General features: G+C 71.9%; 18 protein-coding genes and 1 pseudogene. 5 read left to right on the forward strand and 14 right to left on the reverse strand.

Translation table 11 applies throughout. The features are described from left to right. Nucleotides 1–22: 22 nt before the first annotated feature. Nucleotides 23–1,042, reverse strand: a complete 1,020-nt coding sequence (locus ACQF4J_RS15400; RefSeq protein WP_427165819.1) for an FUSC family protein — start codon at nucleotides 1,040–1,042, stop codon at nucleotides 23–25. Nucleotides 1,043–1,149: 107 nt separating this feature from the next. Between ACQF4J_RS15400 and ACQF4J_RS15405 the strand changes: the two genes are divergently transcribed. After that, complete coding sequence (locus tag ACQF4J_RS15405) at nucleotides 1,150–1,611, forward strand: MarR family winged helix-turn-helix transcriptional regulator (protein ID WP_351574288.1); 462 nt, start codon at nucleotides 1,150–1,152, stop codon at nucleotides 1,609–1,611. A 9-nt stretch (nucleotides 1,612–1,620) separates the two neighbouring features. On the opposite strand, the gene ACQF4J_RS15410 is transcribed toward ACQF4J_RS15405, so the two are convergent. Together ACQF4J_RS15410 and ACQF4J_RS15415 are read right to left on the reverse strand one after the other, a co-directional pair. After that, complete coding sequence (locus ACQF4J_RS15410; protein ID WP_351574291.1) at nucleotides 1,621–2,967, reverse strand: hypothetical protein; 1,347 nt, start codon at nucleotides 2,965–2,967, stop codon at nucleotides 1,621–1,623. 46 nt (nucleotides 2,968–3,013) lie between these two features. After that, complete coding sequence (locus ACQF4J_RS15415; protein WP_427165820.1) at nucleotides 3,014–6,028, reverse strand: glycoside hydrolase family 3 protein; 3,015 nt, start codon at nucleotides 6,026–6,028, stop codon at nucleotides 3,014–3,016. A 126-nt stretch (nucleotides 6,029–6,154) separates the two neighbouring features. On the opposite strand from ACQF4J_RS15415, the gene ACQF4J_RS15420 reads away from it, so the two are divergent. Continuing rightward, on the forward strand, nucleotides 6,155–8,020 hold the full coding sequence (locus tag ACQF4J_RS15420) for a ricin-type beta-trefoil lectin domain protein (RefSeq protein ID WP_427165821.1): 1,866 nt from the start codon (nucleotides 6,155–6,157) through the stop codon (nucleotides 8,018–8,020). A gap of 93 nt (nucleotides 8,021–8,113) precedes the next feature. Next, the gene (locus ACQF4J_RS15425) at nucleotides 8,114–9,481 is read left to right on the forward strand and encodes an oxidoreductase (protein ID WP_427165822.1); all 1,368 of its coding nucleotides are present in this window, start codon (nucleotides 8,114–8,116) and stop codon (nucleotides 9,479–9,481) included. 31 nt (nucleotides 9,482–9,512) lie between these two features. On the opposite strand, the gene cimA is transcribed toward ACQF4J_RS15425, so the two are convergent. The 7 genes from cimA to ureA form a co-directional block, all read right to left on the reverse strand. After that, complete coding sequence (cimA, locus tag ACQF4J_RS15430) at nucleotides 9,513–11,117, reverse strand: citramalate synthase (RefSeq protein WP_351574306.1); 1,605 nt, start codon at nucleotides 11,115–11,117, stop codon at nucleotides 9,513–9,515. Nucleotides 11,118–11,422: 305 nt separating this feature from the next. Further along, nucleotides 11,423–12,526: a WD40 repeat domain-containing protein gene (locus tag ACQF4J_RS15435; protein ID WP_427165823.1), complete on the reverse strand. Its 1,104-nt coding sequence runs from the start codon at nucleotides 12,524–12,526 to the stop codon at nucleotides 11,423–11,425. A gap of 7 nt (nucleotides 12,527–12,533) precedes the next feature. Continuing rightward, nucleotides 12,534–13,814, reverse strand: coding sequence for a TolB family protein (locus ACQF4J_RS15440; RefSeq protein ID WP_351574312.1), 1,281 nt, complete (start codon nucleotides 13,812–13,814; stop codon nucleotides 12,534–12,536). A gap of 96 nt (nucleotides 13,815–13,910) precedes the next feature. Then, nucleotides 13,911–14,522: a TetR/AcrR family transcriptional regulator gene (locus ACQF4J_RS15445; protein ID WP_351574315.1), complete on the reverse strand. Its 612-nt coding sequence runs from the start codon at nucleotides 14,520–14,522 to the stop codon at nucleotides 13,911–13,913. Nucleotides 14,523–14,531: 9 nt separating this feature from the next. Further along, entirely contained in the window at nucleotides 14,532–15,566 is a 1,035-nt protein-coding gene (locus ACQF4J_RS15450) for an agmatine deiminase family protein (RefSeq protein ID WP_427165824.1), read from the reverse strand. A 12-nt stretch (nucleotides 15,567–15,578) separates the two neighbouring features. Further along, a complete protein-coding gene (locus ACQF4J_RS15455) occupies nucleotides 15,579–17,288 on the reverse strand; it encodes an urease subunit alpha (RefSeq protein ID WP_351802956.1) in 1,710 nt (569 codons plus the stop codon). Next, on the reverse strand, nucleotides 17,285–17,980 hold the full coding sequence (gene ureA / locus ACQF4J_RS15460) for an urease subunit gamma (RefSeq protein WP_351574324.1): 696 nt from the start codon (nucleotides 17,978–17,980) through the stop codon (nucleotides 17,285–17,287). The genes ACQF4J_RS15455 and ureA overlap by 4 nt, the downstream gene beginning before the upstream one ends. 208 nt (nucleotides 17,981–18,188) lie before the next feature. Between ureA and ACQF4J_RS15465 the strand changes: the two are divergent. Then, nucleotides 18,189–18,475 (forward strand): annotated as a pseudogene (locus ACQF4J_RS15465) (cytosine permease); the annotation flags it as partial. 125 nt (nucleotides 18,476–18,600) lie between these two features. Here the strand turns inward: ACQF4J_RS15465 and ACQF4J_RS15470 are convergent. The 4 genes from ACQF4J_RS15470 to ACQF4J_RS15485 form a co-directional block, all read right to left on the reverse strand. Continuing rightward, complete coding sequence (locus ACQF4J_RS15470; protein WP_351574327.1) at nucleotides 18,601–19,902, reverse strand: KamA family radical SAM protein; 1,302 nt, start codon at nucleotides 19,900–19,902, stop codon at nucleotides 18,601–18,603. A gap of 13 nt (nucleotides 19,903–19,915) precedes the next feature. Continuing rightward, nucleotides 19,916–20,986 (reverse strand): hypothetical protein, encoded by a 1,071-nt coding sequence (locus ACQF4J_RS15475; protein ID WP_351574330.1) that lies wholly within the window; start codon nucleotides 20,984–20,986, stop codon nucleotides 19,916–19,918. A 109-nt stretch (nucleotides 20,987–21,095) separates the two neighbouring features. Further along, on the reverse strand, nucleotides 21,096–22,184 hold the full coding sequence (locus ACQF4J_RS15480; RefSeq protein WP_351574333.1) for a branched-chain amino acid aminotransferase: 1,089 nt from the start codon (nucleotides 22,182–22,184) through the stop codon (nucleotides 21,096–21,098). A gap of 253 nt (nucleotides 22,185–22,437) precedes the next feature. Beyond that, nucleotides 22,438–23,481 (reverse strand): 3-isopropylmalate dehydrogenase, encoded by a 1,044-nt coding sequence (locus ACQF4J_RS15485; RefSeq protein WP_351574336.1) that lies wholly within the window; start codon nucleotides 23,479–23,481, stop codon nucleotides 22,438–22,440. Nucleotides 23,482–23,620: 139 nt separating this feature from the next. Here ACQF4J_RS15485 and ACQF4J_RS15490 point away from each other — a divergent pair, with 139 nt between their 5' ends. Beyond that, complete coding sequence (locus ACQF4J_RS15490; protein WP_351574339.1) at nucleotides 23,621–25,195, forward strand: purple acid phosphatase family protein; 1,575 nt, start codon at nucleotides 23,621–23,623, stop codon at nucleotides 25,193–25,195. The last annotated feature ends 50 nt before the right edge of the window (nucleotides 25,196–25,245 follow it).

Raw genomic sequence — 25,245 nt, forward strand, 5'->3', positions numbered from 1 at the left:
TGAGCGGCCGGTCCCCGCCTGCTCAGGCCTCGCTCGGTCGTACGACGGCCCGGGCGGCAGCCGTCCGCCTGCGCGGTACCGGCAGCAGCCACCAGGCGGACGCCACCGAGAGCACGGCGCCGACGGCGATCCCCTCCAGCCGGGTCGGCAGCAGGCTCTGGGCGTCCTGGCCGAAGTAGCCGAGGAGGAGCGAGAGGGCGCAGGTCATACCGGCGGCCCAGTAGGCGTAGTTGAGGGGGCGCAGCCACAGCGCGACGGTGAGGACGGCGAACATCAGCGCCACGGAGGCGTGGCCGGTGACGCCGGCCGCCGCCACGGCCACCGCGAGCAGCGTGCCGGCGCAGGCCCCGGCGAGCCGCTCGATCCCCTTGCGCAGCACGTCGTTGCGGCCCCGGTTGCCGCTCGCGGCGACGTACGCGGTGAGGACGACCCACGGCCAGTGGTGGTCGAACAGCAGGGTGCCCAGGGTGAAGGCGGCGGCGATCCCGGCCGCCATCTGCAGGGCCATCCGGGTGCTCGGGCGGGGGTGGAGGCGGGAGGGGCGGCGCGGCGGCTCGGGGGCCGGTTCGGCGCGCCACGGCCCGAACCGGTCGCCCAGCCCCTGCACCAGCCAGACGGACCCGCACGCCAGTGCCCCGGTCAGCGCCGACCAACCCCAGGTCACCAGCCCGTTCTGTGCCTCGGGCGGCAGCGCGGGGCCGGGCACGACCAGGAGGGCGACCAGCGGGAGGGCCAGCAGGGTGCCGACCCGGGCTGCGGTGGGCCCGTAGCGGCGGATCCAGATGGCCAGCGCCATCCAGAGTGTGTAGACGGCGGCGCCGGCCGCGTAGTGGGATGCGATCAGCCGGCCGAGGAAGATCGAGGCGCCGGCCGTGGCGGGCACCAGGACCAGCGAGAAGAGCCGGCGGCGGGTGTCGGCGGTGCGCTGGGTCGCGGAGAGGGTGAGGGTCAGGGAGACCGCGAGGACGAGCACGTCGGTGTGCAGTCCGAAGGCGCTCTCCAGCACCAGGGCGGCCGTCCAGCAGAGCAGCACGGCGGTCATCGTAAGCACCGCTTCATACGCGTTGCGTATCAGTTTGGCGGTCACCATCCTGAGAATACGGGTTCTGAGTCCGTCAGAATAGTAAGTTTCTGCGTACCATCTCTGGCATGGAACTCCTCTCCGAAGCCGCCCGTGTCCGTCGCGGCGTCCTCCGGTTCAACCGCCGGCTGCGGCAGGAGCGCGGCGACGGGAGCCTCAGCCCCAACCAGCTGTCGGTCCTCGGGCATCTGCACCGGCACGGGCCGTCCACACCCGGTGAGGTCGCGGCGGCCGAGCGGCAGCGGCCGCAGTCGCTGACCCGGGTCTTCGCGGAGCTGGAGGCGGAGGGCCTGGTCGTGCGCGAGCCCGGTACGACGGACCGACGCCGCTCCGTGCTCTCGCTGACCGAGGAGGGGAGCCGGGCCCTGGAACGGGACATGGCCGAGCGGGACGCGTGGCTGGCGCTGGCCCTTCGGACGCTCAGCGAGACGGAGCGGGGGGTGCTGGCGCTGGCGGCGGGGGTGATGGAACGACTGGCGAACGCCGAGGTTCGCGTACCGGCGTCGGAAACCCCCGCGCAGGACGGCTGAGCCCGGGCGTCAGAAGCCTCCGCCGAAGTCGCCGCCGCCCCCGAAGTCCCCTCCCCCGCCGTCGCCGAAGCCGCCGCCGAAGTCGCCGGGGTCGAAGTCCGCGCCGGAGACGTCACCGCCGTCGTAGCCGCCGGTGCCGAAGTCGCCGTAGCCGGAGCCGTAGTCGGCCGCGTAGGACGGGGTCGCCATCATGCTGCCGAGGAGGGTGCCGACGAGGAGGCCGGGCAGCAGCCCACCGCCGAAGTAGCCGCCCGCCCAGGGGCCGTAGGCCGGGCCGGCGTCCCAGTACGGGCGGCGGCCGTAGTCCGTGTCGACCTCGCGGACGACGGGGTCGCGGCCGTCGGCGAGGCGGGTTGCGTCGGCGGCGCAGACGGGCACGTCGCGCGGGGCGCCGCCGGGCGGCGTCCAGGTGGCGTCCGCGACGGACGGGCCGTGGCGCGGGTCGAAGAAGCAGGGCGGCCGGCGCTCGGGCAGCGGGCGGCCCTCGCGGCGGGCGGCGAGCTGGGCGAGGCTGAAGCGGCCGTCCTCCAGGGCCTGGGTGACGGAGCGGACGTCCTCGGGTTTCGCGGCGGCGGCCATGTACGACTTCGCCTGCTCGTAGGAGTCCAGCGCGCGTTCGTAGTCGGCGCGCATGGCGTCGTCGGCGCCGGCCTCCGCCGGATGGAAGTCGAGCCGGTCCAACTCCTCGCCGAACGCCGTGATGTCCTCGTCGACGACGACGCTCAGCCGCTCCAGCGCCGCCCGCTGCTCCTCGGCCCGGCGGCGCCTGTTGCGGCGTACGAGCGCGTAGGCGCCGCCGCCCCCGGCGACCAGCACCACGCCCACGGTGATCAGCGCGGTGGACGACAGTCCGCCTTGGCCGCCGGTGGAGCCCCAGCTGCTCGGCGCCGAACCGCCCATGTTGGCGAGGGCACGGTCGGCGAAGTCGTTCAGCTGGGCCTTGGCGTCCTCGCCCTGCACGCTGCCGACCAGGTTCTGCACGGCGCTGCGCGGCAGCACCGAGGAGTCGGCGCGGGCGTCGAAGCGGTCACCGAGGCGGATGCCGTAGAGGCCGGTGATGCCGGTGGCGGTGCGCAGGTTCGGGAAGAGGTTCCGGGTCGGGTAGTCGGCGGGCAGGACGGCGATGAACAGGGGTTTGTCCGCGTCTTTGATCTTCTTGGCCAGGGCGTCGGCGTCGCCGGCGGACAACTGGGCGGAGGCCGCCGGGTCGACGTAGACCGGGCTTTTGCGCAGGGCCTCGGCGATCGTCGAGATGCCGGTCGTGGCCTGGGCCCGGGGCGCGGTCACAGTCAGCAGGGCGATCACCAGGGCCAGCAGCAGCCCGGGGAGGCTTCGGGTCCGTACGACGGCCTTCATGGTTCGAAGCTACCCGAAGCCTCCCAAAGCTGGTCATTCGCGCAGGTCAGTCCACCGCCTTCCAGGCCGTCTCCAGGCGCTGGACGGCCGCCCCGTAGCGCCCGGTGAGCGCGAGGTGGTCGGCGTCGGCGAAGGGCTTCGCGACCGCCGGGGTGATGGTCTGGTCCGTCTTCTGCTGGACGATCAGCCGGGCCTTGGCCACCAGTGCCCGGCCGGCCCGGTCCGCGCCGGCCCGCTCGGCGACGGCCGCGGCCACCGCGAGGGCCTTGAGGGTGCCCGCGCCGCCCTGCGGCACCTTGGCCAGGGTGGTCAGGCCCCAGCCGTAGGGGAACTGCGGATCGTACGAGGTGTCGCCGACGTTGATCGGCAGCTGGGCCTGCGACCTGGGCCAGGTGACGGGCAGTTGTCCGGTGAAGGGCCGCTTGCCGTAGAGCACGTCGGCGACGCCGTCGCCCTCGGTGCCGGGCAGCCAGGACGCCACCAGGGCGTCGATCTCGCCGAGCCGGTCGCCGATCAGCTGGGGGCGCCCGGAGACGATCAGCACCGCGCACCTCATGGCGGTGCACACCTTGTCGACGGCCGCCTTGTCGGCGGCGGACAGCTGGAGGTCGTGGCCGTTGCCGACGTCTCCGACGCCCTCGGCGTACGGCGTCTCGCCGACGACGACCACGCCGACGTCGTAGCCGGACGTGGGCGCGGAGGCGTCCTTGGAGTAGGTGACGTCCCCGTCCTTGCGCATCGCGTCGAGGATGGTGGTGCCCTTGGTGTGGGTGCCGGACGCGCCCTGCCAGGTGATGGTCCAGCCGCCGGTCTGGTTGCCGAGGTCGTCGGCGTTGGATCCGGCGACGTAGACCTTCTGGTTCTTCCTCAGCGGCAGCACGCCGTGCGCGTTCTTCAGCAGGACCTGGGACTCGGCGGCCGCCTGCCGGGCCACGGCCCGGTGTGCGGCGGAGCCGATCCGGGAGGCGTTGGTGGTGTCGGCGTACGGGTGCTCGAAGAGTCCGAGCCGGAACTTCTGGGTGAGGATGCGCGACACGGCGTCGTCGATCCGCTTCCCGCTCACCCGGCCGGCCTCGACCTCGTCGACGAGGGTCGCGGTGAAGTCCTTGTAGGAGTACGGCACCATCATCATGTCGACGCCCGCGTTCACCGCGGTGCGGACATGGGCCGGGTAGTCGCCCGGGAGCTGGTCGATGGCGTTCCAGTCGCTGATGACGAACCCGTCGAAGCCCATGCGGCCCTTGAGCACACCGTTGATCATGTCGGCGCGGGCGTGCATCTTCACCGGACCCTGTCCGTCGCCGAGGATGTCCAGCGACGAGTAGGACGGCATGACCGTGCCGACACCGCGGTCGACGGCCGTGCGGTACGGCGCCAGGTGGACGGCCTCCAGCTGCTGCCGGGTGACCTTGGTGACGCCCTGGTCGATGGTGTACGTGCCGGTGGTGGAGGAGCCGTACTCGGTGCCGCCGTCGCCGACGAAGTGCTTCGCGGTGGCGAGGACCTTGTCATCGCGGCTCAGGTCCCTGCCGTCGGCCCGCCCCTGGAGGCCCTGGACGACCGTCTCCATGGACTCGACGAGGGCCGGGTCCTCGCCGAAGGACTCGTAGGCGCGGCCCCAGCGTTCGTCGCGGGAGACGCAGAGGCAGGGGGCGAAGTCCCAGGGGATGCCGGTGGCGCGGACCTCACTGGCCGTCACCGCAGCTGTCCGCTCGGCGAGTTGGGGATCGCGGGTGGCTCCGATGCCGATGTTGTGCGGCATGATCGTGGCGCCGGCCAGGTTGTTGTGGCCGTGCACGGCGTCGACGCCGTAGACGAGGGGGATCTGCAGGCGGGTGGCCTGCGCCCGGAGCTGGAAGGCGTCGATCATCTTCGCCCAGGCCCCGGGGGTGTTGGGCGTGGGGGTCGATCCGCCGCCGGAGAGCAGTGAGCCGAGGTCGTAGGCGGTGACGTCGGCGCCCTCCCCGACCGCCCCGCGCTCGGCCTGCGTCATCTGCCCGGCCTTCTCCGCCGGGGACATGCGGGAGAGGAGGTCGGCGACGCGCTTCTTCACCGGCAACTTGGCGTCGAGATAGGGCAGTCCGTGCGCGTCGATGACGATCTGCGGGTTCTCCGCGGGGGCCTTGGCGCCGGTGACCGTGAGCTTGAGGGGGATCGTCTCGGCGGTCTCGGCGGACTTGTCGCGCAGGGTCGCCACCTTGACGGTCCGCGTCGCGCCGGAGGCGGTGCCGGCGGGGAAGGTGAGGGTGCCGGAGACCGGCGTGTAGTCCTTGCCGGGCTCGGCGGTGCCCGTCGCGGCCGTCTCGTAGGCGACGGTGACCGGTTCGTCCAGCGGGGCCGAGCCCGTGGTGGCGAGGGTGAACCGGACGGTGGCCGTGCCGCCTTCCCGCACCGTGTGGACGGCGGAGTCGGTGGTGACCGAGGCGCGCAGGGACTGGTCGGCCTTGCCGTACAACTCCACGTCGTCCATGGCGAACCGGCCCTGGACGCCGACCGGCAGGGTGAGGGCGTAGCCCCACATCGAGGTCAGCCCGAGGACGTGGTCGATGCCGCCGACGGGCTGGTAGTCCGTGCGGTACTGGAAGTCGGTGAACGGGATCTCGATCTGCTTCCAGCCGGTGAAGTCGTCGGTGAAGGACGTCGTCCACAGTTCGGAGGCCTCGCCGTTCGCGCCGCCGTCCTTGATCTCGAAGGCGATCTTCTTGCCGTTGTCCTGGCCGTCCCACCAGAAGCGGATGCCCTTGTGGGCGGACCAGTCGTGGCCCGGCTCGGTGGCGGCGAAGTCGTGCGTGAAGCCGCCGTAGCCGCTGATGTCGTAGGTGCCGGTGAGGACCTTGGCGCCCTCGGGGGCGTCGGGCCTGGCGGTCAGCCGCAGAGCGGGCGGATCGTCGGCGTCGCCGCCCCAGGTGAAGATGCCCTCGGCCGGCTGGGAGGCGAAGGGGACCTCGCCCTCGAAGCGGTCGACGGGGACGGGGGCGGGGTCGTCGGCCGCCTGTGACACGGTCGGCGTCAGCAGTGCGGCGAGCACTGCCACGGAGGCGAGCAGGGCGGTTCTTGGCATGGACCTTCCCTCGACTCTCTGGTTCACTCTGGCTCGAGCTGTTCACTCATGACTTAGATCACGTCGTGAGTTAACTAAGGCCCCGCAGACCCGTCAAGACGTCTCGTCAGGAAGGGATGCACCCCCATGAGAAGAACCCCCCACACACTCCGGCTGCTGCTGGCCGGCGTGCTCTCGGCGGCCGGCTTCACCGCGGCCGTTCCCCCCGCACACGCGGCCGGTGAGCAGGTCACGGCCTGGCTCACCACCACCGACGACGCCGCCGGACGCCATGTCACGCGCGGGCTCCAGCCGCAGACGCCGTTCGCCTTCCAGTCCGGGACGGGTGGCGGCGGCGAGAACATCACCGTCGACGAGAACACCCGGTACCAGACCTTCACCGGCGGCGGCGCGTCCTTCACGGACACCGCGGCCTGGCTGATGAACTCCAGCGGCGCGCTCTCGCAGGCCACGCGCGACGCCACCATGAAGAAGCTGTTCTCGCCGACGGACGGCATCGGGCTGTCGTTCCTGCGCAATCCGATGGGGGCCTCGGACCTCGCGCGCTACGGCTACACCTACGACGACGTGCCGGCCGGGCAGACCGACCCGAACCTGACCGGCTTCTCCATCGCGCACGACCTCGCCGACGTCGTCCCGCTGACCAGGCAGGCGCTCCAGCTCAACCCCTCTCTGACTGTCATGGCCTCGCCATGGACGGCTCCGGCCTGGATGAAGGACAGTGGCTCTCTCAACGGGGGCTGGCTGAAGGCGGAGGACTACGGGGCCTACGCGAACTACTTCGTGAAGTACCTCCAGGCGTACAAGAACCAGGGCGTGAACGTCTCCTACGTCACCCCGCAGAACGAGCCGACATGCTGCTCCGGCTATCCGTCGATGAGCTGGAACGCCTCCGGCATCCAGTACTTCCTGAAGAGCGAGCTGCTGCCGAAGCTCCAGTCCGCGGGCCTGTCCACCAAGGTCCTGGCGCACGACTGGAACTGGGACGTCTACGACTCCTACGCGGCCGCTTCGGTGGACGACGCCGCGATCCGCAACCACCCCAACTTCGGCGGCATCGCCTGGCACGGCTACGGCGGTGACATCTCCCGGCAGACCACGGTGCACAACCAGTACCCGAACCTGGACGCGTTCGGCACCGAGCACTCCGGCGGCACCTGGATCGCCAACCAGCAGCGCGAGGACATGAACAACATCATCGACTACACCCGCAACTGGGCGAAGTCGGTGACCAAGTGGTCCCTCGCCGTGGACCAGAACATGGGTCCCCACAACGGCGGTTGCGGCACCTGCACCGGACTGATCACCGTGCACAACGGGGACGGGGCGAGCGGGACCGTCGACTACACGGTCGAGTACTACACGATGGGCCAGCTGACGAAGTTCGTCCGGCCCGGCGCCCAGCGCATCGCCTCCACCGCGTCCACGAACGTGCCGAACGTGGCGTGGCGCAACCCCGACGGCTCCAAGGCGCTGATCGCGTACAACGACGCCTCCAGTGCCAAGACGGTCACCATCAACTGGGGTTCGCAGCACGCCACTTACTCGCTGCCGGGCAAGACCTCGGCCACCTTCACCTGGAACGGCACCCAGTCCGGCGGCGGCGGCACGACCGGCTCCTTCGTCGGCCTGGCCGGCAAGTGCCTCGACGTCGCGGGCGGTTCGGCCGCCAACGGCACGGCCGTCCAGCTCTACGACTGCAACGGCTCCGCCGCCCAGCAGTGGACCGTGCAGGGCGACGGGTCGGTCCGCGCCCTGGGCAAGTGCCTCGACGTCACCTCGGCCTCGGTCGCCGACGGCGCGAAGGTCCAGTTGTACGACTGCAACGGGACCGGCGCCCAGCAGTGGTCGTACAACTCCTCCACCGGGGACGTCGTGAACACCGCGGCGAACAAGTGCCTGGACGTCACGGACAACTCCTCCGCGAACGGAGCCCGCGCGCAGATCTGGAGCTGCACCGGCGCCGCCAACCAGAAATGGCGACTTCAGTAGGGCCTCGGCCCGCGTCCACTTCCCCGGCATAATCTGGAGGTCCATTCGGCCCGTCGGGAGCGTGCGCCTCTCGGACCCGTCGCAAGGAGAGCCGTGAGCAGCGCAGTCGACGCCGACCGCGTCAGGCGGGAGATCCTCGACGAGGGCGCGGGCGGGCGGCCGTATCTGCTGCGCGACGCCCGCGTCACGGGCGAACTCCGGCTCGACGGGGCCGGGATACGGCGGGCCGTGCGGTTCGAGGGGTGCCGGTTCGACCGGCCGGTGACGCTGGAGGGGGCGAGCACGCTCGCCTTCGAGCTGGTGGACTGCGTGCTGCCGGGGCTGCGGGCCTCCACCGCCCACGTCGGCGGACGGCTCGACCTGCGGCGGTCCACCGTCGGCGAGAGCGACGGCCCCGACAGCGCCGTCGACCTGGTGCACGCGGACATCGCCGGCGGACTGCGGCTCGACGGGGCGCACCTCATCGCGCCGGGGCGGATGGCGCTCGAAGCCGGCGGTCTGGTGACGCGGGGCGGGGTGTTCTGCGAGGACGGATTCGTCGCCGAGGGCGAAGTAAGCTTTCCCGGCGCCGAGTTGGCGGGCGGGGTGTGGATGCGTGGGGCCCGGATCACGGTCGGTGATCCGGAGCGGTTCGCGTTCCACGGCGACGCGATCAAGGCGTCCACCGTACGGCTCTCGCACGGGTTCCGGGCCGACGGCAGGGTGCGGTTGCGCGGAGTGCGGATAGAGGACCTGGTGTCGTTCAACGACGCCGAACTCCTCGGCTCCGGCTCGTCGTTGATGTGCGTGGGTATGCAGGTGGGGGCGCTCGACCTGCGGTTCGCACGCAGGCCGGCGGGGAGCGTGAACCTGCGTACCGCGCACGCGGCCCGCGTCCAGGACGACCCGTCGACCTGGCCGCTGTCGCTGGGGCTGGACGGGCTGACGTACGAATGGCTCGGCGAGATCGCCGGCACCCGGCACGAGGACGTCACCAACCGCCTCGCCTGGCTGCGCCGCCAACCGGTGTACGCGCCCCAGCCCTACGAGCAGCTCGCCTCGCACTACCGCCGGTCCGGGCACGAGGACGAGGCGCGGCGCGTGCTGCTGGTACGGGAGCGGCGCCGGCGGGCGACGCTGGGACCGGCGGGACGGCTCTGGGGCTGGCTGCTGGACGGCGTGGTCGGCTACGGCTACCGGCCGTGGCTCGCGGGACTGTGGCTGGCACTGCTCACCCTGTGCGGCTCGATCGTCTTCGACGAGTACCGGCCCGTACGGAACAAGCCGGGAGAGGGAGGGCCGTTCAACCCGGTCGTGTACACCCTCGATCTGCTGGTGCCGGTCGGCGGCCTGGGGATGCGCGGCGACTGGCACTGGTCACAGGCGGGCGTGCAGGCGCTCGCCTACGGGCTGGTGGGTGTCGGCTGGATCCTGACCACGGCCGTGGTGGCGGGTGTGACGCGAACGCTCAGCCGCGGCTGACGCCCGGCGCCGCGCCCGCCACCGGCGGAGGTCACTCGGCGGGTTCGACCCCGGCCCGCAGCAGACCGTAGGTGTAGGCGTCCTCCAGTGCCTGCCACGACGCCGCGATGACGTTCTCCGCCACGCCCACCGTGGACCACTCGCCGCTTCCGTCGGACGTGGCGATCAGCACGCGCGTGGTGGACTCGGTGCCGTGGACGCCCTCCAGGATGCGGACCTTGTAGTCGACGAGGTCGAGCTTGGCCAGCTGCGGGTAGATCTTCTCCAGCGCCACGCGCAGGGCGCGGTCGAGGGCGTTGACCGGGCCGTTGCCCTCCGCGGTGGCGACGATCCGCTCGCCCTTGGCGTAGAGCTTGACCGTGGCCTCGTTGGCGTGGGTGCCGTCGGGGCGGTCCTCGACGATGGCACGCCAGGACTCGACCTCGAAGTACTTCAGCGGCCTGCCCTCGACCTCGCCGCGCAGCAGCAGTTCGAAGGAGGCGTCGGCCGCCTCGTACGTGTAGCCCTTGAGCTCGCGCTCCTTGACGCGCTCCACGACCCGGCCGACCAGCTCGCGGTCGCCGCCGAGGTCGACGCCGAGCTCCTTGCCCTTGAGCTCGACGGAGGCGCGGCCCGCCATGTCGGAGACCAGCATCCGCATGGTGTTGCCGACCAGTTCGGGGTCGATGTGCTGGTACAGGTCCGGGTCGACCTTGATGGCGGAGGCGTGCAGGCCGGCCTTGTGGGCGAACGCGGAGACGCCGACGTAGGGCTGGTGGGTGGAGGGGGTGAGGTTGACGACCTCGGCGATCGCGTGCGAGATGCGGGTCATCTCGCGCAGCTTGCCCTCGGGCAGGACCTTCTTGCCGTACTTCAGCTCCAGGGCCGCGACGACCGGGAAGAGGTTGGCGTTGCCGACGCGCTCGCCGTATCCGTTGGCGGTGCACTGGACGTGGGTCGCGCCCGCGTCCACGGCGGCGAGGGTGTTGGCGACCGCGCAGCCGGTGTCGTCCTGGGCGTGGATGCCGAGCCGGGCGCCGGTGTCCGCCAGGACCGTGGCGACCACGGCCTGGACCTGCGCCGGCAGCATGCCGCCGTTGGTGTCGCACAGGATGACGACGGAGGCCCCGGCCTCCGAGGCCGCCCGTACCACCGCCTTCGCGTACTCGGGGTTGGCGCGGTAGCCGTCGAAGAAGTGCTCACAGTCGACGAAGACCCGGCGGCCCTCGGAGACCAGGTACGAGACGGTGTCGCGGACCATCTCCAGGTTCTCGTCCAGCGTCGTCCTGAGCGCCAGCTCGACATGGCGGTCGTGGGACTTGGCGACCAGCGTGATCACTTCGGCGCCCGACTCCAGGAGCGCCTTGACCTGCGGGTCCTCGCTCGCCTTGGCTCCGGCCCGGCGGGTGGCGCCGAAGGCGACGAGCTGGGCGTGACGGAAGTCGATCTCCTGCCGGGCGCGGGCGAAGAACTCGGTGTCCCGCGGGTTGGCGCCGGGCCAGCCGCCCTCGATGAAGCCCACGCCGAAGTCGTCCAGGTGCCGTGCGATCGCGAGCTTGTCGGCGACGGTGAGGTTGATGCCCTCACGCTGCGCGCCGTCGCGCAGGGTCGTGTCGAAGACGTGGAACGAATCGTCGAGCTCGCTGGTTTCGGTCATGGTGTCAAGGCTCCTGTGTTGGATCTCGGTCGTACCGGAATGACCGGCTCCACCGTCCTCCAATGATCCCTCGCGCTGGGCCTCCGGCTGCAGGTGGGCCAGAAATGCGAAAAACCTCTCGCGGGTGCGAGAGGTCTGCGCGCGGGTCGAGGACGACGGTGTCCGCCCGTACCTGGTCGTACGTGGCGGTCACTGCGGACCGGCGCGCCTGCTGCCAATAATCATGGCGAACGAGAGCACGGGGGCAGTCTGGCACAGACCGCCCCCGTGCTCACCGGTCGTCTCAGTATGCGAACTCCGCGTGGTCAGTTCGGGTGACTCACGAAGACGTCTGCCACGCCGTTGGTGTCGTCCGGCACCAGGTCGGGGGCCTCGGAGCGGAACTCCACCGCGCGGCCGCCTCGGGAGACCGAGCCGGGCACGGCGAGGGCGGCCGACGTGGTCACGGTCCGGCGGCCGCCGGTGCGCACGTCCAGCAGCGACAGGGCGTACTCGCCGTCGGTGAGCAGGACGTGCCGGGCGGCGGGGTCGGCGGCGACGGGCAGCACGCCGTCGGGGCCCAGCCTGCGGACGTGCCCGCGGCCCAGGTCGACGAGGCGGGCGCTGTCCACGCCGTCCGGGTAGGACCGGGAGCCGAGCACCACGCGCCGGCCGTCCGCGGAGAGCGCGGCGAGCGTGGAGTCTCCGTAGTCGTCGGCGTCCGCGCGGACGGTGACGCCGGTGTCGAGGTTCTCGACGTAGACCCGCCCGGTCCGGTCGAAGCCGCCGGGCACGAGCATCCCGTACGCGAGCGTCCGCCCGTCCGCGCTGAGCATGACCTCCGTCAACTGGCCCCGCAGCGGCGGCGCCAGGACCTGGGTGTCGGTGCCCGTGACCAGGTCTCGCACGTACAGGACGCTCTCGTACTCGGGCGGGGTCCGGCTGCCGATGGTGTACGCCACGTACCGGCCGTCGGCGCTGACCGCCTGCGCGGTGCCCAGTTCGTAACGGCCGCCGCCGTCCGCGGGCCACAGTTGCTGGGTCCGCCCGGTCGCGCGGTCGTGGACGTAGGGCTTGGTGAAGCGGTTGCCGGACGAGTAGGCGACGATCCGGGCGTCGGCGCTGAGCAGCGGCCCGCTCGCGTAGTACTGGGTGTCGGGCACCCGGATCAGCGCCCCGGTGCGCAGGTCCTTGAGGTACACGCAGCCGCTGCCGCTCGCGGGGCAGTCCGGTGCCGGGCCGGTGGCGGTGAACGCCGCGAACCGGCCGTTCGCGCTGACCGGGCCGCCGTAGACGTAGGTGCTGAACTGGCTTCCGTCGCTGCCGGTGTCCACCCGCTCGACGCCGGGTCCACCGGGTGCGGCGCTGGCGGTCGGCACGGCCGCGGTCAGGGCGAGCGCCAGCACGGCGGTCCGCACGAGTCGTCTCATCGCCGGCTCACCCCAGCTTCCGTACGAAGATGTCGGCGACGCCGTTGGTGTCGTCCGGGACGAGGTTCGTGGCCGTGGAGGAGAAGGCGGCGCGGTGACCGCGGGCGTCCAGGGACACGGCGGTGGAGGCGCCGTCGGCCTGGGTGCCGTCGGCTCCGAGGCTGATGCGGGTGACCGCGCCGGTGGCCAGGTCCTTGACGAAGATGTCGGCGACGCCGTCGGTGTCGCCGGGGACGAGGTTGTCGGCGGTCGAGGTGAACGCCACATGGCGCCCGTCGGCACTCAGGCTCGCGCCGCCGCTCGGCCCGTCGGCCTGGGTGCCGTCGGCCGCCGTGCTGACGCGGACGGTGGCCCGCGCCGCCCGGTCGTACACGAAGACGTCGGGGACCTTGTTGGTGTCGCCGGGGACCAGTGAGTAAAGGCTGGACTCGAAGGCGACCCGGCCGCCGTCGCCGCTGAGGGAGGAGGCGTCGGCGTACGCCTTGTAGTCGTATCTCGTCGGCCGGCTGACCAGTTCCGTGGTCCGTGTGCGCCGGTCGCGCAGGTAGACCAGCCTGGTCTTGGACACATCGACGTCGGGGACGAGCAGGGCCGGGGTGTCGAAGGAGACGTAGCGGCCGTCCGCGCTGAGGGAGGGGAAGAAGGCGTCGGCGGAACCGAGGGCCCCGGAGGTCGTGTACTGGACCAGTTCGTCCCGGCCCGTCCGGCGGTCGTGGACGACCACGTCGTTGCGTCCGTTGTCGTCGCCGGGGACGACGTCCGGGGCGGAGGTGACGTAGGCGACGACGCGGCCGTTCGCGCTGATCGCCGGCATCGCGTTGGCGCCCCAACTGGTGGGGTGGCCGAAGCTGACGCGTTCGGTGCGGTGGGTGCGGCGGTCGAGGACGTAGATGTCGTCGGCATCGTTGTCGTCGCCCCGGGCGAGGGCGGCCGAGGTCGCGAAGACGACGTGCCGGCCGTCGCCGCTGAGCGCCGGATGGCTCGCCGGGCCCTCGGCGACGCGTTCGGTGCGGCCGGTGCGCAGGTCACGGACGAACACGTCGGCGACACCGTCGGTGTCACCCGGGACCAGGTTGTCGGCGGCCGAGACGAAGGCCACGTAGCGGCCGTCGGCACTGAGCGCGGGAGCGGCGGAGGCGGCGTCCGCCTCGCGGCCGTGCGGGCCCGTGCTGACCCTGGTGGTGGACGGGTGGTGGGGTGCGGAGCGCGCCGCGGCGGGCGCGACGGCGGTGCCCGCGAGGGCCGCCACGAGGGCGGCGCCGAGAGCCGTTCGACGTGCGAGACGCATGGAAGTTCCCCCTGGGTTCTCATCGGCTCGAACGGATGCAACCGCACCGCACACCCCGGGTCAATCCGCTCCATTACGTACAACCCGGGCGGCTGATCAGTCGTCCGCGAGCCCCGCCACCGGCAGCGAGCCGTCCAGGAACTCCCTTACGTGGCCGAGAACTTGCTCCCGGTCGGTACCCCGCAGGCCGATCGCCACATGGATGGAGAAGCCGTCCAGCAGCGCCCGCAGCCGGGAGGCGAAGCGGTCGGGGTCGACCCGCCGGAACTCGCCCCGCGAGACGCCTTCCGCGACCAGCGCCACCAGGTCGCGGTGCCAGGCGCCCTCGATGGCTGCCTGGCGGTCGCGGGCGTCCTCGTCGGCGCCCCGCGACCGGTTCCAGACCTCCAGCCAGAGGGTCCAGTGCGGGTCGCGGTGGCCGTCGGGGACGTAGAGGTCGACGTAGGCGTCGAGCCGCTCGCGGACCGTGCCCCGACGGGCCAGCAGCCGGCTCCGCTCGGCGCCCAGCCGGCCCTCGCTCCACTCCAGGGTGCGCAGCAGCAGTTCGTCCTTGGAGTGGAAGTAGTAGAGCAGGTGTCCGCTGCTCATCCCGACCTCACGGCCGAGCGCCGCCATGGTGAGCTGCTCCAGACCGCCCTCGGCGATCATGGCCATGGCGGCGGCGAGGACGTCCTCCCGGGGCGGGGCCTGTCTGCGCCCACCGGCCATGCGCTGCTCCTAGATCCTCGGCTGCTGCTGGGTGATGCAGTGGATGCCACCGCCACCGGAGAAGATCGTACGGGCGTCGACGAGCGTCACCGTCCGCCGCGGGAACAGCCGGCGGAAGATCCCGGCGGCGATCTCGTCGCGCGGGTCGTCGAAGCCGCACAGGACGACGCCGCCGTTGCAGAGGTAGTGGTTGATGTAGGAGTAGTCGGCCCAGTGGCCGTCGGCCTCCAGGACGGTCGGGGCCGGCACCTCGACCACCTCCAGCCTGCGGCCCCGGGCGTCGGTCCGGGACCGCAGCAGTCCGATGATCTCCTCGGTCACCTCGTGGTCGGGGTGGGCGGGGTCCGGCTGGGAGTGCGCGACCACGACTCCGGGGCGCGCGAAGGCGGCGACGATGTCGACGTGGCCGAGGGTGCCGAAGCCGTGCGGGGGGTAGTCGCCGGTGAGTCCGCGCGGCAGCCAGATCGCCTTGCGGGTGCCGAGCATCCCGTGGATCTCCGCCTCGACCTGCTCCCGTGTCCAGCCGGGGTTGCGTTCGGGGCCGAGCTGGACGGTCTCCGTCAGCAGGACCGTGCCCTCGCCGTCGACATGGATCGCCCCGCCCTCGTTGACGAGCTTCGAGGCGTACGTTCGGGCGCCCGCGAGGTCCGACACATACGCGGCGATCTTCGCGTCGTGCTCCCAGCGGGCCCAGTGCTGCGCGCCCCAGCCGTTGAACGTCCAGTCGGCGGCGGCCAGTTGCCGCCCGTCGGTCAGGAAGGTCGGGCCGATGTCGCGCATCCAGGCGTCGTCGAGGTCGCGTTCGACGGTGTCGACGCCCGGGCCGAGCAGGCCGCGCGCGTCCGCCGACTGTCCCGGTCCGCACACCACCGTCACCGGCTCGAAGTGGCGGACGGCACGGGCGACGGACGCCCAGGCGGCCCGGGCGGCGGCGAGGTCGTCGGGATCGTCGAAGGTGGGGTTGGGGCCGGGCCAGGCCATCCAGGTGCGCTCGTGCGGGGCCCATTCGGCGGGCATGCGGAAACCGTCGGCGGCAGCGGACATGGTGGGTCCTTGTCAGAGGAAGTAGAGGCGGTTGAGGGAGACGGAGTCGGCCGGTTCCGAGCCGATCGGCTCGCCGTCGAGGGTGACCAGGCCGGTGCGCCCGTCGACGTCCACGGCTCCGGTACGGGAGTTGAGCCGCAGGTCGGCGGGCCCGATGCCACGAGTGCCGCGCACGGCCACCCGTCGGCGCCGGGTCGGCATGCGGTCGTCGCCCTGCTCCAGGGCCGCCCGCGCCACGAACGCGACGGAGATGTCGGCCGGGGTCGCGCCGTGCGCCCCGAACTGCGGTCCCAGGACGAGGGGTTCGCAGGTGTCGGTGGCCGCGTTGGGGTCGCCGACCACGCCGTACGCCGGGAAGCCCGCCTTCAGCACCAGCTGCGGCTTGGCCCCGAAGTACTCCGGCCGCCACAGCACGATGTCGGCGAGCTTGCCGACCTCGATCGAGCCGACCTCGTGCGAAAGGCCGTGCGCGATCGCCGGGTTGACGGTCAGCTTCGCGATGTAGCGCAGGACGCGCTCGTTGTCGTGCTCGTCCGGGGCGCCGAACTGGGCCTTCATCTTGCCGGCCATGGCGAGGGTACGGCGCACGGTCTCGCCGGCCCGCCCCATGCCCTGCGCGTCGGACGAGGTGATGCCGATCGCGCCCAGGTCGTGCAGGACGTCCTCGGCGCCCATGGTCCCGGCGCGGATGCGGTCGCGGGCCATGGCGGCGTCGCCGGGCAGGTCGGTCTTCAGGTCGTGGACGGAGACGATCATGCCGTAGTGCTCGGCGACGGCGTCCCGGCCGAAGGGCAGGGTGGGGTTGGTGGAGGAGCCGATGACGTTCGGGACGCCGGCCATCTTCAGCACGTTGGGGACGTGCCCGCCGCCGCAGCCCTCGATGTGGAAGGCATGGATGGTGCGCCCTTCCAGAACCCGCAGGGTGTCCTCGACCGAGAGGCACTCGTTCAGCCCGTCGCTGTGCAGGGCGACCTGGACGTCGTGCTCCTCGGCGACCCGCAGTGCCGTGTCCAGCGCCCGGGTGTGGGCGCCCATGTCCTCGTGCACCTTGAACCCGCAGGCGCCCCCTTCCGCCAGCGCCTCGACCAGCGGCGCCTGGTGCGAGGACGAACCCCGGCCGAGGAAGCCGATGTTGACGGGCCAGGCGTCGAAGGCGTTGAACGCGTGCCGCAGCGCCCACGGCGAGTTGACGCCGACGCCCCACACCGGCCCGAACTCCTGGCCGATGATCGTGGTCACGCCGGAGGCCAGCGAGGCCTCCATGATCCGCGGCGACAGCAGATGGACGTGCGTGTCCACGGCGCCCGCGGTCGCGATCAGCCCCTCACCGGACACGATGGACGTCCCGGTCCCCACGACGACGTCGACCCCGTCGAGCGTGTCCGGGTTCCCGGCCCGCCCGATGGCGCAGATCCGTCCCTCCCGGATACCGATCGAGACCTTCCGGATCCCCTGCACGGCGTCGATGACGACGACGTTGCTGACGACGACGTCACAGGTCTCCCGCACGGCGGCGGCCTTCAGGTGCAGTCCGTCCCGCGCGGTCTTCCCGAACCCGGCCAGGAACTCGTCGCCCGGGCGCTGCGAGTCGGACTCGACGCGGACGACGAGCCCGGAGTCGCCGAGGCGGATGCGGTCCCCGGCGCGGGGTCCGTGGGTGGCGGCGTACTCGTGGGGGGTGAGGCGGCGGGCCTCGGCGGGGTGTCCTGCGGGGCGGCTCATCGCGCGGCCCCCTCGGCGCCGACGCCCAGATAGCCGCAGGCGGCGGCGCGGCGCAGCGCCTCCTCGCGGGCGCCGGGGGCGTCCAGGGGCCCGTCGACGAGCCCGGCGAAGCCGATGGCGACGCGGGCGCCCCCGATCGGCACCAGGCCGACCTCCAGCGACTCCCCGGGCCCGAACCGCACCGACGACCCGGCCGGCACGGCGAGCCGCATCCCGTAGGCCTTCTCCCGTACGAAGTCCAGGCGCGGGTTGGCCTCGAAGAAGTGGAAGTGGGAGGTGACGGAGACGGGCACGGTCGCGGTGTTGGTGACCGTCAGCCGCAGCTCCGCCTCGGGATCGCCGTACGCGGGCCCGGGCAGCAGGGCGCCGGGCGCCTCCTCCCCGAGACCGCCGCCGATCGGGTCGCTGACGACCGCGAGCCGGGAGCCGTCGTCGAAGACCGCCTCCACGTGCACCTCCGTGACGACGTCCGCGACGCCGGGCAGCACGTCCTCGGGGCCCAGCACCGAGCGGGCCGCCTCGATCGCCTCGGCGAGACGGGCGCCGTCGCGGGCGGCCTCGCACACGGTGTCCGCGATGAGCGCGGTCGCCTCCGGCACGTTGAGCCGCAGGCCGCGGGCCCGCCTGGCACGGGCCAGCTCCGCGGCCCCGAAGAGGAGCAGACGGTCGCGTTCCGTGGGGGTGAGTCTCATCTCGCATCCCTCCTTTAGAGCGACACTCTAAACAATGAATCCCCGATACGAAACGCTTGGCACCATCCAAGCCTCAGGTTCACATTGAGCGGCACTCAAACCGAGGGGAGACCACCATGCCGATCTCGAGGGAACAGCGCGGAGTCGACACCGTCCCCGACGAGGAACGCACCAGCGGGCCGCGAGACCTCGTCTCGGTCCTGCTCCCCCGTGGGCTGCCATCACCCTGATCGGCTTCGTGCGCTGCCGCGGGGTTTCGACGCGGACGCGCTGCAGGTCTTCAACCGCCGTGCGCGGGGCGGCGTCTACCGGTACAGGGCCGGCTGGAACATCCCGGCGACGGTCTCCTGGGCCGTGGGCGCCGCCGTCGGCCTGCCGGCGGTCTCCCTCCCGTCGTACGAGTGCCCACTGCTGTCGCTGACGGGCGGGGTGGACTGCAGCTTCGCACTGTCGGGCCTGGCGGGAGGCGCGGTGTACCTGCTGCTGCAGCCCCGGCTCCGAACTGAGCAGTCGTCAGCCCTCGCAGCCCGTCCGGCGTTTGAGGACGAGGCCGCTCAGGCCGAAGCGGGGGCCTGGGGGCGGCAGCCCCGGACGACGGCCACGAGAACGCCGAGCACAGGTCAGCCCACGTCCAGTCCCGGCAGAAACGCGCTCGCCCCGAACGCCGGCTTCAGATCGCTGAACCAGGTCGCCCCCTCGTCGTACGCGGCGAAGAACGGCCGGCCGACGAGGTCCGGGTTCCGCGCCTGGATCAGGTGCAGCACGAAGACCTTCTCGCCGGCCACCTCCGCGACACCGTCCACGCACACCTTGCCCGGCATCGCCGACATCACCGGCCCGCGGACCGTGCGGGCCAGACCGGACACCCGGGCGTAGGCGTCACGGAAGATCCGGTGGGCGCGGACCAGGGGGACCCCGAAGTAGCCCTGGGGTCCGGTGTCGCGCTCCACGAACTGGTAGTACGGCACCGCGCCGAGGGTGGTCGTCGTGTCCCACAGCTCGGCCCAGGCGTCCGCGCTGTCGTTGATCCCGGCCACCAGCGGCCCCTGGCAGCGGATCACGGCGCCCGTGTCGCGCACCCTGCGCACGGCCTCGCGCACGACCGGCGGTGCCAGCTCCCGGGGGTGGGTGAAGTGGGCCATCAGGGCGAGGTGCCGGCCGCTCGCCACGACCTGCTCGAACAGGCGCAGCAGGTCGTCGGCGTCGCGGTCGGCGGTGAAACGGTAAGGCCAGAACGCGAGGGACTTGGTGCCGACGCGGATCGAGCGGACGGTGTCGATCTCCAGCAGCGGCTCCACGTACCGCCGTAGCACCTCGGTGCTCATCACCAGCGGGTCGCCACCCGTGATCAGGGCGCTGGTGACCTCGGGGTGGGCGCGCAGATAGGCGGAGGTGGTCGCGATGTCGTCGGTGGCGATGCGCAGTTCGGCCTCGCCGACGAACTGCGGCCAGCGGAAGCAGTACGTGCAGTAGGCGTGGCAGGTCTGGCCCTGGCGCGGGAAGAGCAGCACCGTCTCCGGGTACTTGTGCTGCAGGCCCGTCAGCCGGCGGCCCTCGTGCACGGGGACGTTGGCGTCGAGCTGGCCGGAGGGGTGCGGGTTGAGCTTCATGCGGATCTCGTGCGCCGCGCGCTGGATCTCGGCCCGGGGCGCGTCCCCTGCCAGCAGCCCGGTCATCCGGCGCAGGTCGGGGGCGGGCAGCATGCCGGCCTGCGGGAAGGTCAGCCGGAAGACGGGGTCGTCGGGTACGGCCGACCAGTCGATGAGTTCGTCGACGACGTAGGCGTTCGTGCGGAACGGCAGAACGGCCGCGACGGCGCGCAGCGCGAGCCGGTCGGCGTCGGTCAGGGACACGCGCCGCAGCAGACCGTCCAGGTCACGGGGCGTGAAGGCGCGGAAACGCGGGTGGTGCGGTGAACTCATGGAGCAGGGCCCTCTATTCCGTGACCAGGACCGTGGGCGGCCGCAACTCGACGAAGGCGGCCGCCTGCGCATCGTACTTCTCCGCGAAGTACTGGATGAGTTGCTCGTGCAGCGCGCTGCGGTCGTCGACGACGATCACCTCGTGCGCCCGGCCGCGCCCCAGGGCCTCGCTGTGGGCGGAGAGCTGGTCGAGGCGGCGCCGGGCGAGGTAGGTGACGAGGTCGGGCGCCTCGACGTACGGGCAGTCGTCGACGAAGACGAAGCGGCAGGTGAACTCCCGTCGCCCGTCGGCCGCGTCGACCAGGGTGACCGGCAGATGGGTGAACCGTTCCATCGGCTTGCCCTGCTGCCACAGCTCGTCGAAGCGCTGTTCGACGAAGGTGCCGAGCGGGGAGCGGACCGCGACCTCCAGCTGGACGCCCTCGCCGGAGAGCCGGCCGACGGTGAGGAAGGAGACAAGACAGCGCTCGTCCCAGCGGTAGAGCGTCACTCCGGGGGACGTCGAGCACAGCCGCACCTCCAGCAGGCTGCGGGACTGCTCGTCGAGTTGCCGCGCGAACCGGTCCAGGGTGCGCAGGTTGCGCATGATGTCCCGGCGGATGTCGGCGCTCTGCTCGCCCAGTTCGCGTCCCCGCAGGATCACGGCGAGGGAGTCCGGGTCGAGCAGCAGGATCTGCACCCGGGCGCCGTGCGCGGTGGCCGAGCGGACACCGCGGAAGAGGCGTTCGGAGAACTGCGGTCCGAAGAGGTTGGAGAAGGTGTCCAGCACCTTCACGTTGGAGGTGGAGCCGTGGACCTGCGCGGCGAACCACTCGTAGTCGAGCCGGGTGTGCTCGCGCACCCGCCCTTCCTGGGCCCGGGAGATCAGCGGCCCGATGACGAAGACGGTGACGACCACGCCGACGAGGTCGGTGCCCAGGTTGAGGGCGAGGTTGGCGCTGTAGCTGTCCATGCCGGCGGCCCGCCACAGCAGCAGCCCCGCCACGACGGCCAGCAGCGCCAGCACCGTCAGGCTCTGCGGGCGGCGCGGTGTGCGCAACGCCCGGATCAGCCATCGCAGCCGCGGTATCGGCCCAGCACGCACCCCGCGCTCCCCTCCCCCGTGTTCCGCGGAATCAGTGGATACCCGCACGGGGGAGGCGATACGCGTCGAACCGCCGGCCGGTGTCGGGCCGGCGGCCGGGGACCAGGGACTATCCGAGCCGGTGCATCCAGCCGTGCTTGTCCTCGGAGGTGCCGCGCTGGATGTTCAGCAGTGCCTCGCGCAGCTTCATGGTGACCTCGCCGGGTTCGCCGCCCGCCTGCTGCCACTCGGCCCTCTCGCGCTTGACCGTGCCGACGGGGGTGATGACGGCCGCCGTGCCGCAGGCGAAGACCTCGGTGAGGGCGCCGTTCTCGGCGTCACGCTGCCACTGGTCGATGGAGACGCGGCCCTCCTCGGACTCGTAGCCGAGGTCGCGGGCGACGGCGAGGAGGCTGTCGCGGGTGACGCCCTCCAGGATGGAGCCCGTCAGGGTCGGCGTGACGATCTTGTTCCCGTAGACGAAGTACAGGTTCATGCCGCCGAGTTCCTCGACCCACTTGTGCTCGACCGCGTCGAGGTAGCAGACCTGGTCGCAGCCCTTGGCGGCGGCCTCGGCCTGGGCGAGGAGGGAGGCGGCGTAGTTGCCGCCGGTCTTGGCGTCGCCGGTGCCGCCGGGGACGGCGCGGACGCGGTTCTCGGAGAGCCAGATGGTGACCGGCTTGACGCCGCCGGGGAAGTAGGCGCCGGCCGGGGATGCGATGACCAGGAAGAGGTACTCGTTGGCGGGCTTGACGCCCAGGCCGACCTCGGTCGCGATCATGAACGGGCGGAGGTAGAGCGACTCCTCGCCGCCGTGCGCGGGCACCCACGCCTTGTCCTGCTGGACCAGGGCGTCACAGGCCTCGATGAACGTCTCGACCGGCAGCTCGGGCATGCCGAGGCGGTGCGCGGAGCGCTGGAAGCGTTCGGCGTTCTTCTCGGGGCGGAAGGTGGCGACGGAGCCGTCGGGCTGGCGGTAGGCCTTCAGGCCCTCGAAGATCTCCTGCGCGTAGTGCAGGACCATCGTGGCGGGGTCGAGGGAGAGCGGGGCGTACGGCACGAGCTGGCCGTCGTGCCAGCCGCGGCCCTCGGTCCACTTGATCGTCACCATGTGGTCGGTGAAGTGGCGGCCGAACCCGGGGTTCGCCAGGATCGCCGCGCGCTCGGCGGCGGCGAGCGGGCTGGCGGAGGGCTTGAGCTCGATCGTGGGCGTCGTCATGAGTGGTTGTCCTTCACCGGTTGTGTAGTGACGGGCCGCGCCACGCCCTTCACTGCCAGTGGCCAGTGCTAGGACGTCCGAGCATTCCCTCAATCCGCGGCTCCACGTTCGATTATCGCAAGCGGGGAGCCGGGGAAGAAAACGGCGTGAATGCGACCCAGGGGATGATGGTGGCACCCGGCGGGGGACATGCGAAAGCCGCCGGGTGCGAGTGACCCGGCGGCTTCGGATGCTTTTCGAGTGAACCGCCCGGTCAGCCGGCTACTCGTACGGCCAGCGCGTCGCCGATCTCCGACGTGGAGCGGGCGGGCTTACCGACGCGCTCGGTGAGGTCGGCGGCGACCGCCGCGTCGATGCGCTCGGCCTCGCTCTCGTAGCCGAGGTGGCGCAGGAGCAGGGCGACGGACAGGACCGTGGCGGTGGGGTCGGCCTTGCCCTGGCCCGCGATGTCCGGCGCGGAGCCGTGGACCGGCTCGAACATCGACGGGAACTCGCCGGAGGGGTTGATGTTGCCGCTCGCGGCGACGCCGATGCCGCCGGAGACGGCCGCGGCGAGGTCGGTGATGATGTCGCCGAAGAGGTTGTCGGTGACGATCACGTCGAAGCGCTCGGGCTGCGTGACCAGGTAGATGGTCGCCGCGTCCACGTGCATGTACTCGGTGGTGACCTCGGGGAACTCCGCGGCCACCTTGTTGAAGACGTTCGTCCACAGGTGGCCCGCGAAGGTCAGCACGTTGTTCTTGTGGATCAGCGCGAGCTTCTTGCGGGGGCGGGCCTGGGCGCGGGCGAAGGCGTCCCGGACCACGCGCTCCACACCGAAGGCGGTGTTGACGGAGACCTCGGTGGCGATCTCGTGCTCGGTGCCCTTGCGGATGGTGCCGCCGTTGCCGGTGTACGGGCCCTCGGTGCCCTCGCGGACGACGACGAAGTCGATCTGCGGCTCACCGGCGAGGGGGGTCGCCACACCCGGGAGCAGCTTGCTCGGCCGCAGGTTGACGTGGTGGTCGAAGGCGAAGCGGAGCTTGAGCAGGAAGCCTCGCTCCAGGACGCCGGAGGGGACCGACGGGTCGCCGATGGCGCCGAGCAGGATGGCGTCGTGCCCCTTGAGGGAGTCGAGGTCGGCGTCCGTGAGGGTCTCACCGGTGGCGTGGTAGCGCTTGGCGCCGAAGTCGTACTCCTTGGTCTCCAGCTTCACATCCTGCGGGAGGACGGCGGAGAGGACCTTGAGGCCTTCGGCCACGACTTCCTGCCCGATGCCGTCACCGGGGATCACTGCGAGATCGATGCTGCGAGACATGTCGGCACCCTACTCCTCGTCCCATGGGATGACATGCGCTGTCCGCGATACGGACATCGGGCGGCATCGCGTCAACGCGTCACCCCTCGTTCACCCCTGCGTATGGCGGGCGTCGGCAACCGGGGGGAACGTCCTCTCCATGGACCTCCCCGACTTCGGCATTCCGCCCCGGCTCGCGCACCGGATGAGCATGGCCGAGCAGCACGAGTACCTGCGGGCGAAGCTGGTGCCGCGGCGCACGCTGGTGACGGCGGGCGCGGTGGCGGCGGGCGGAGTGCTGGCGGGCTGCGGCGGCAGCGGCGGATCACCGGGTACGGCGTCCCGGTCGCCGGCGGCCCCCTCCTCGGCCTCCGCGGTGCACGGCTCGGCCGTCGCCCCCTTCGGCCGCCACCTCGCCTTCGGCGCCGACCCGAAGACGCAGATGCGGGTGTCCTGGCAGGTGCCGCTCGCGGTGCGCGGGCCGTACGTGCGCGTCGGCGTGCGGCCGGACGACCTGGGCCGGCGGGTCCCGGCCGAGGTCCGGGGCCTGCACACCCCCGGCGTCACCGGTGTGCGCCCGGCCCTGCAGCAGTACTACCTGCACGCCGCCCTCGACGGCCTGCTGCCGGGCACGACGTACTACTACGGCGTCGGCCACGAGGGCTTCGACCCGGCCGCGCCCGCGCACCGCGCCACCATCGCCTCCTTCCGCACCGCGCCCGCGACGCCGGAGAGGTTCGTCTTCACGGCCTTCGGCGACCAGGGCGTCAGCCAGGCGGCTGCCGCGAACGACCACCTCGTGCTCCGCCGCAAACCCGCCTTCCACCTGCACGCGGGCGACATCTGCTACGCCGACACCAACGGCCGCGGCAGCAGGTCGGACGGCTACGACCCCGCGTACTGGGACCTGTTCCTCAAGCAGAACGAGCCGGTCGCCGGCTCGGTGCCGTGGATGGTGACCACCGGCAACCACGACATGGAGGCCTGGTACTCGCCGGACGGCTACGGCGGCCAGCTGGCCCGCTTCTCCCTCCCGGAGAGCGGCTTCGACGCACGCCACTCGCCCGGCGCGTACGCGTTCACGTACGGCAACGTCGGTTTCGTGGCGCTGGACGCCAACGACGTGTCGTACGAGATCCCCGCCAACCTCGGCCACACGGGCGGGAAGCAGACCAGGTGGCTGGACGACAAGCTGGGCGAGCTGCGGTCGTCGAAGGGCGTGGACTTCGTCGTCGTCTTCTTCCACCACTGTGCCTACTCGACGTCCACGCACGCCTCCGACGGCGGGGTGCGCGCCGCATGGGTGCCGCTGTTCGCCCGGCACCAGGTGGATCTGGTGATCAACGGCCACAACCACGTCTACGAGCGGACGGACGCCGTCCGGGGCGGCGCGGTCGGACGCGCGGTCCCCATCGGCGCCTCGACGGACCCGACGCGCGACGGGACCGTGTACGTCACCGCGGGCGGCGGGGGCCGGGACCTGTACGGCTTCCCGTCCGGAGTGCGGGAGAGCTACGAGGGGCACGTGACGCGCCACGAGCCCGTCGACACCTTCCGGTGGACGAGGTCACGGTCGGCCGCCGAGGAGACGGTGGAGTGGTCGAGGGTGCGCTACCGCGGCTTCTCACTGCTGTCGGTGGAGGCGGTGAGCGGCCCCCGGCCGGTCCTGAAGGTGTCGGCGCTGGCGCAGAACGGCGAGCGCATCGACCACTTCGAGGTGCGGCGCGGGGTGTGACTCCGCGCCGCACCTCATGCGGGCGGCTCCCGGCTGGTGGATGATGCCCG

Source organism: Streptomyces sp. C1-1 (assembly GCF_050214755.1).
In the GTDB taxonomy this organism is placed as follows: domain Bacteria; phylum Actinomycetota; class Actinomycetes; order Streptomycetales; family Streptomycetaceae; genus Streptomyces.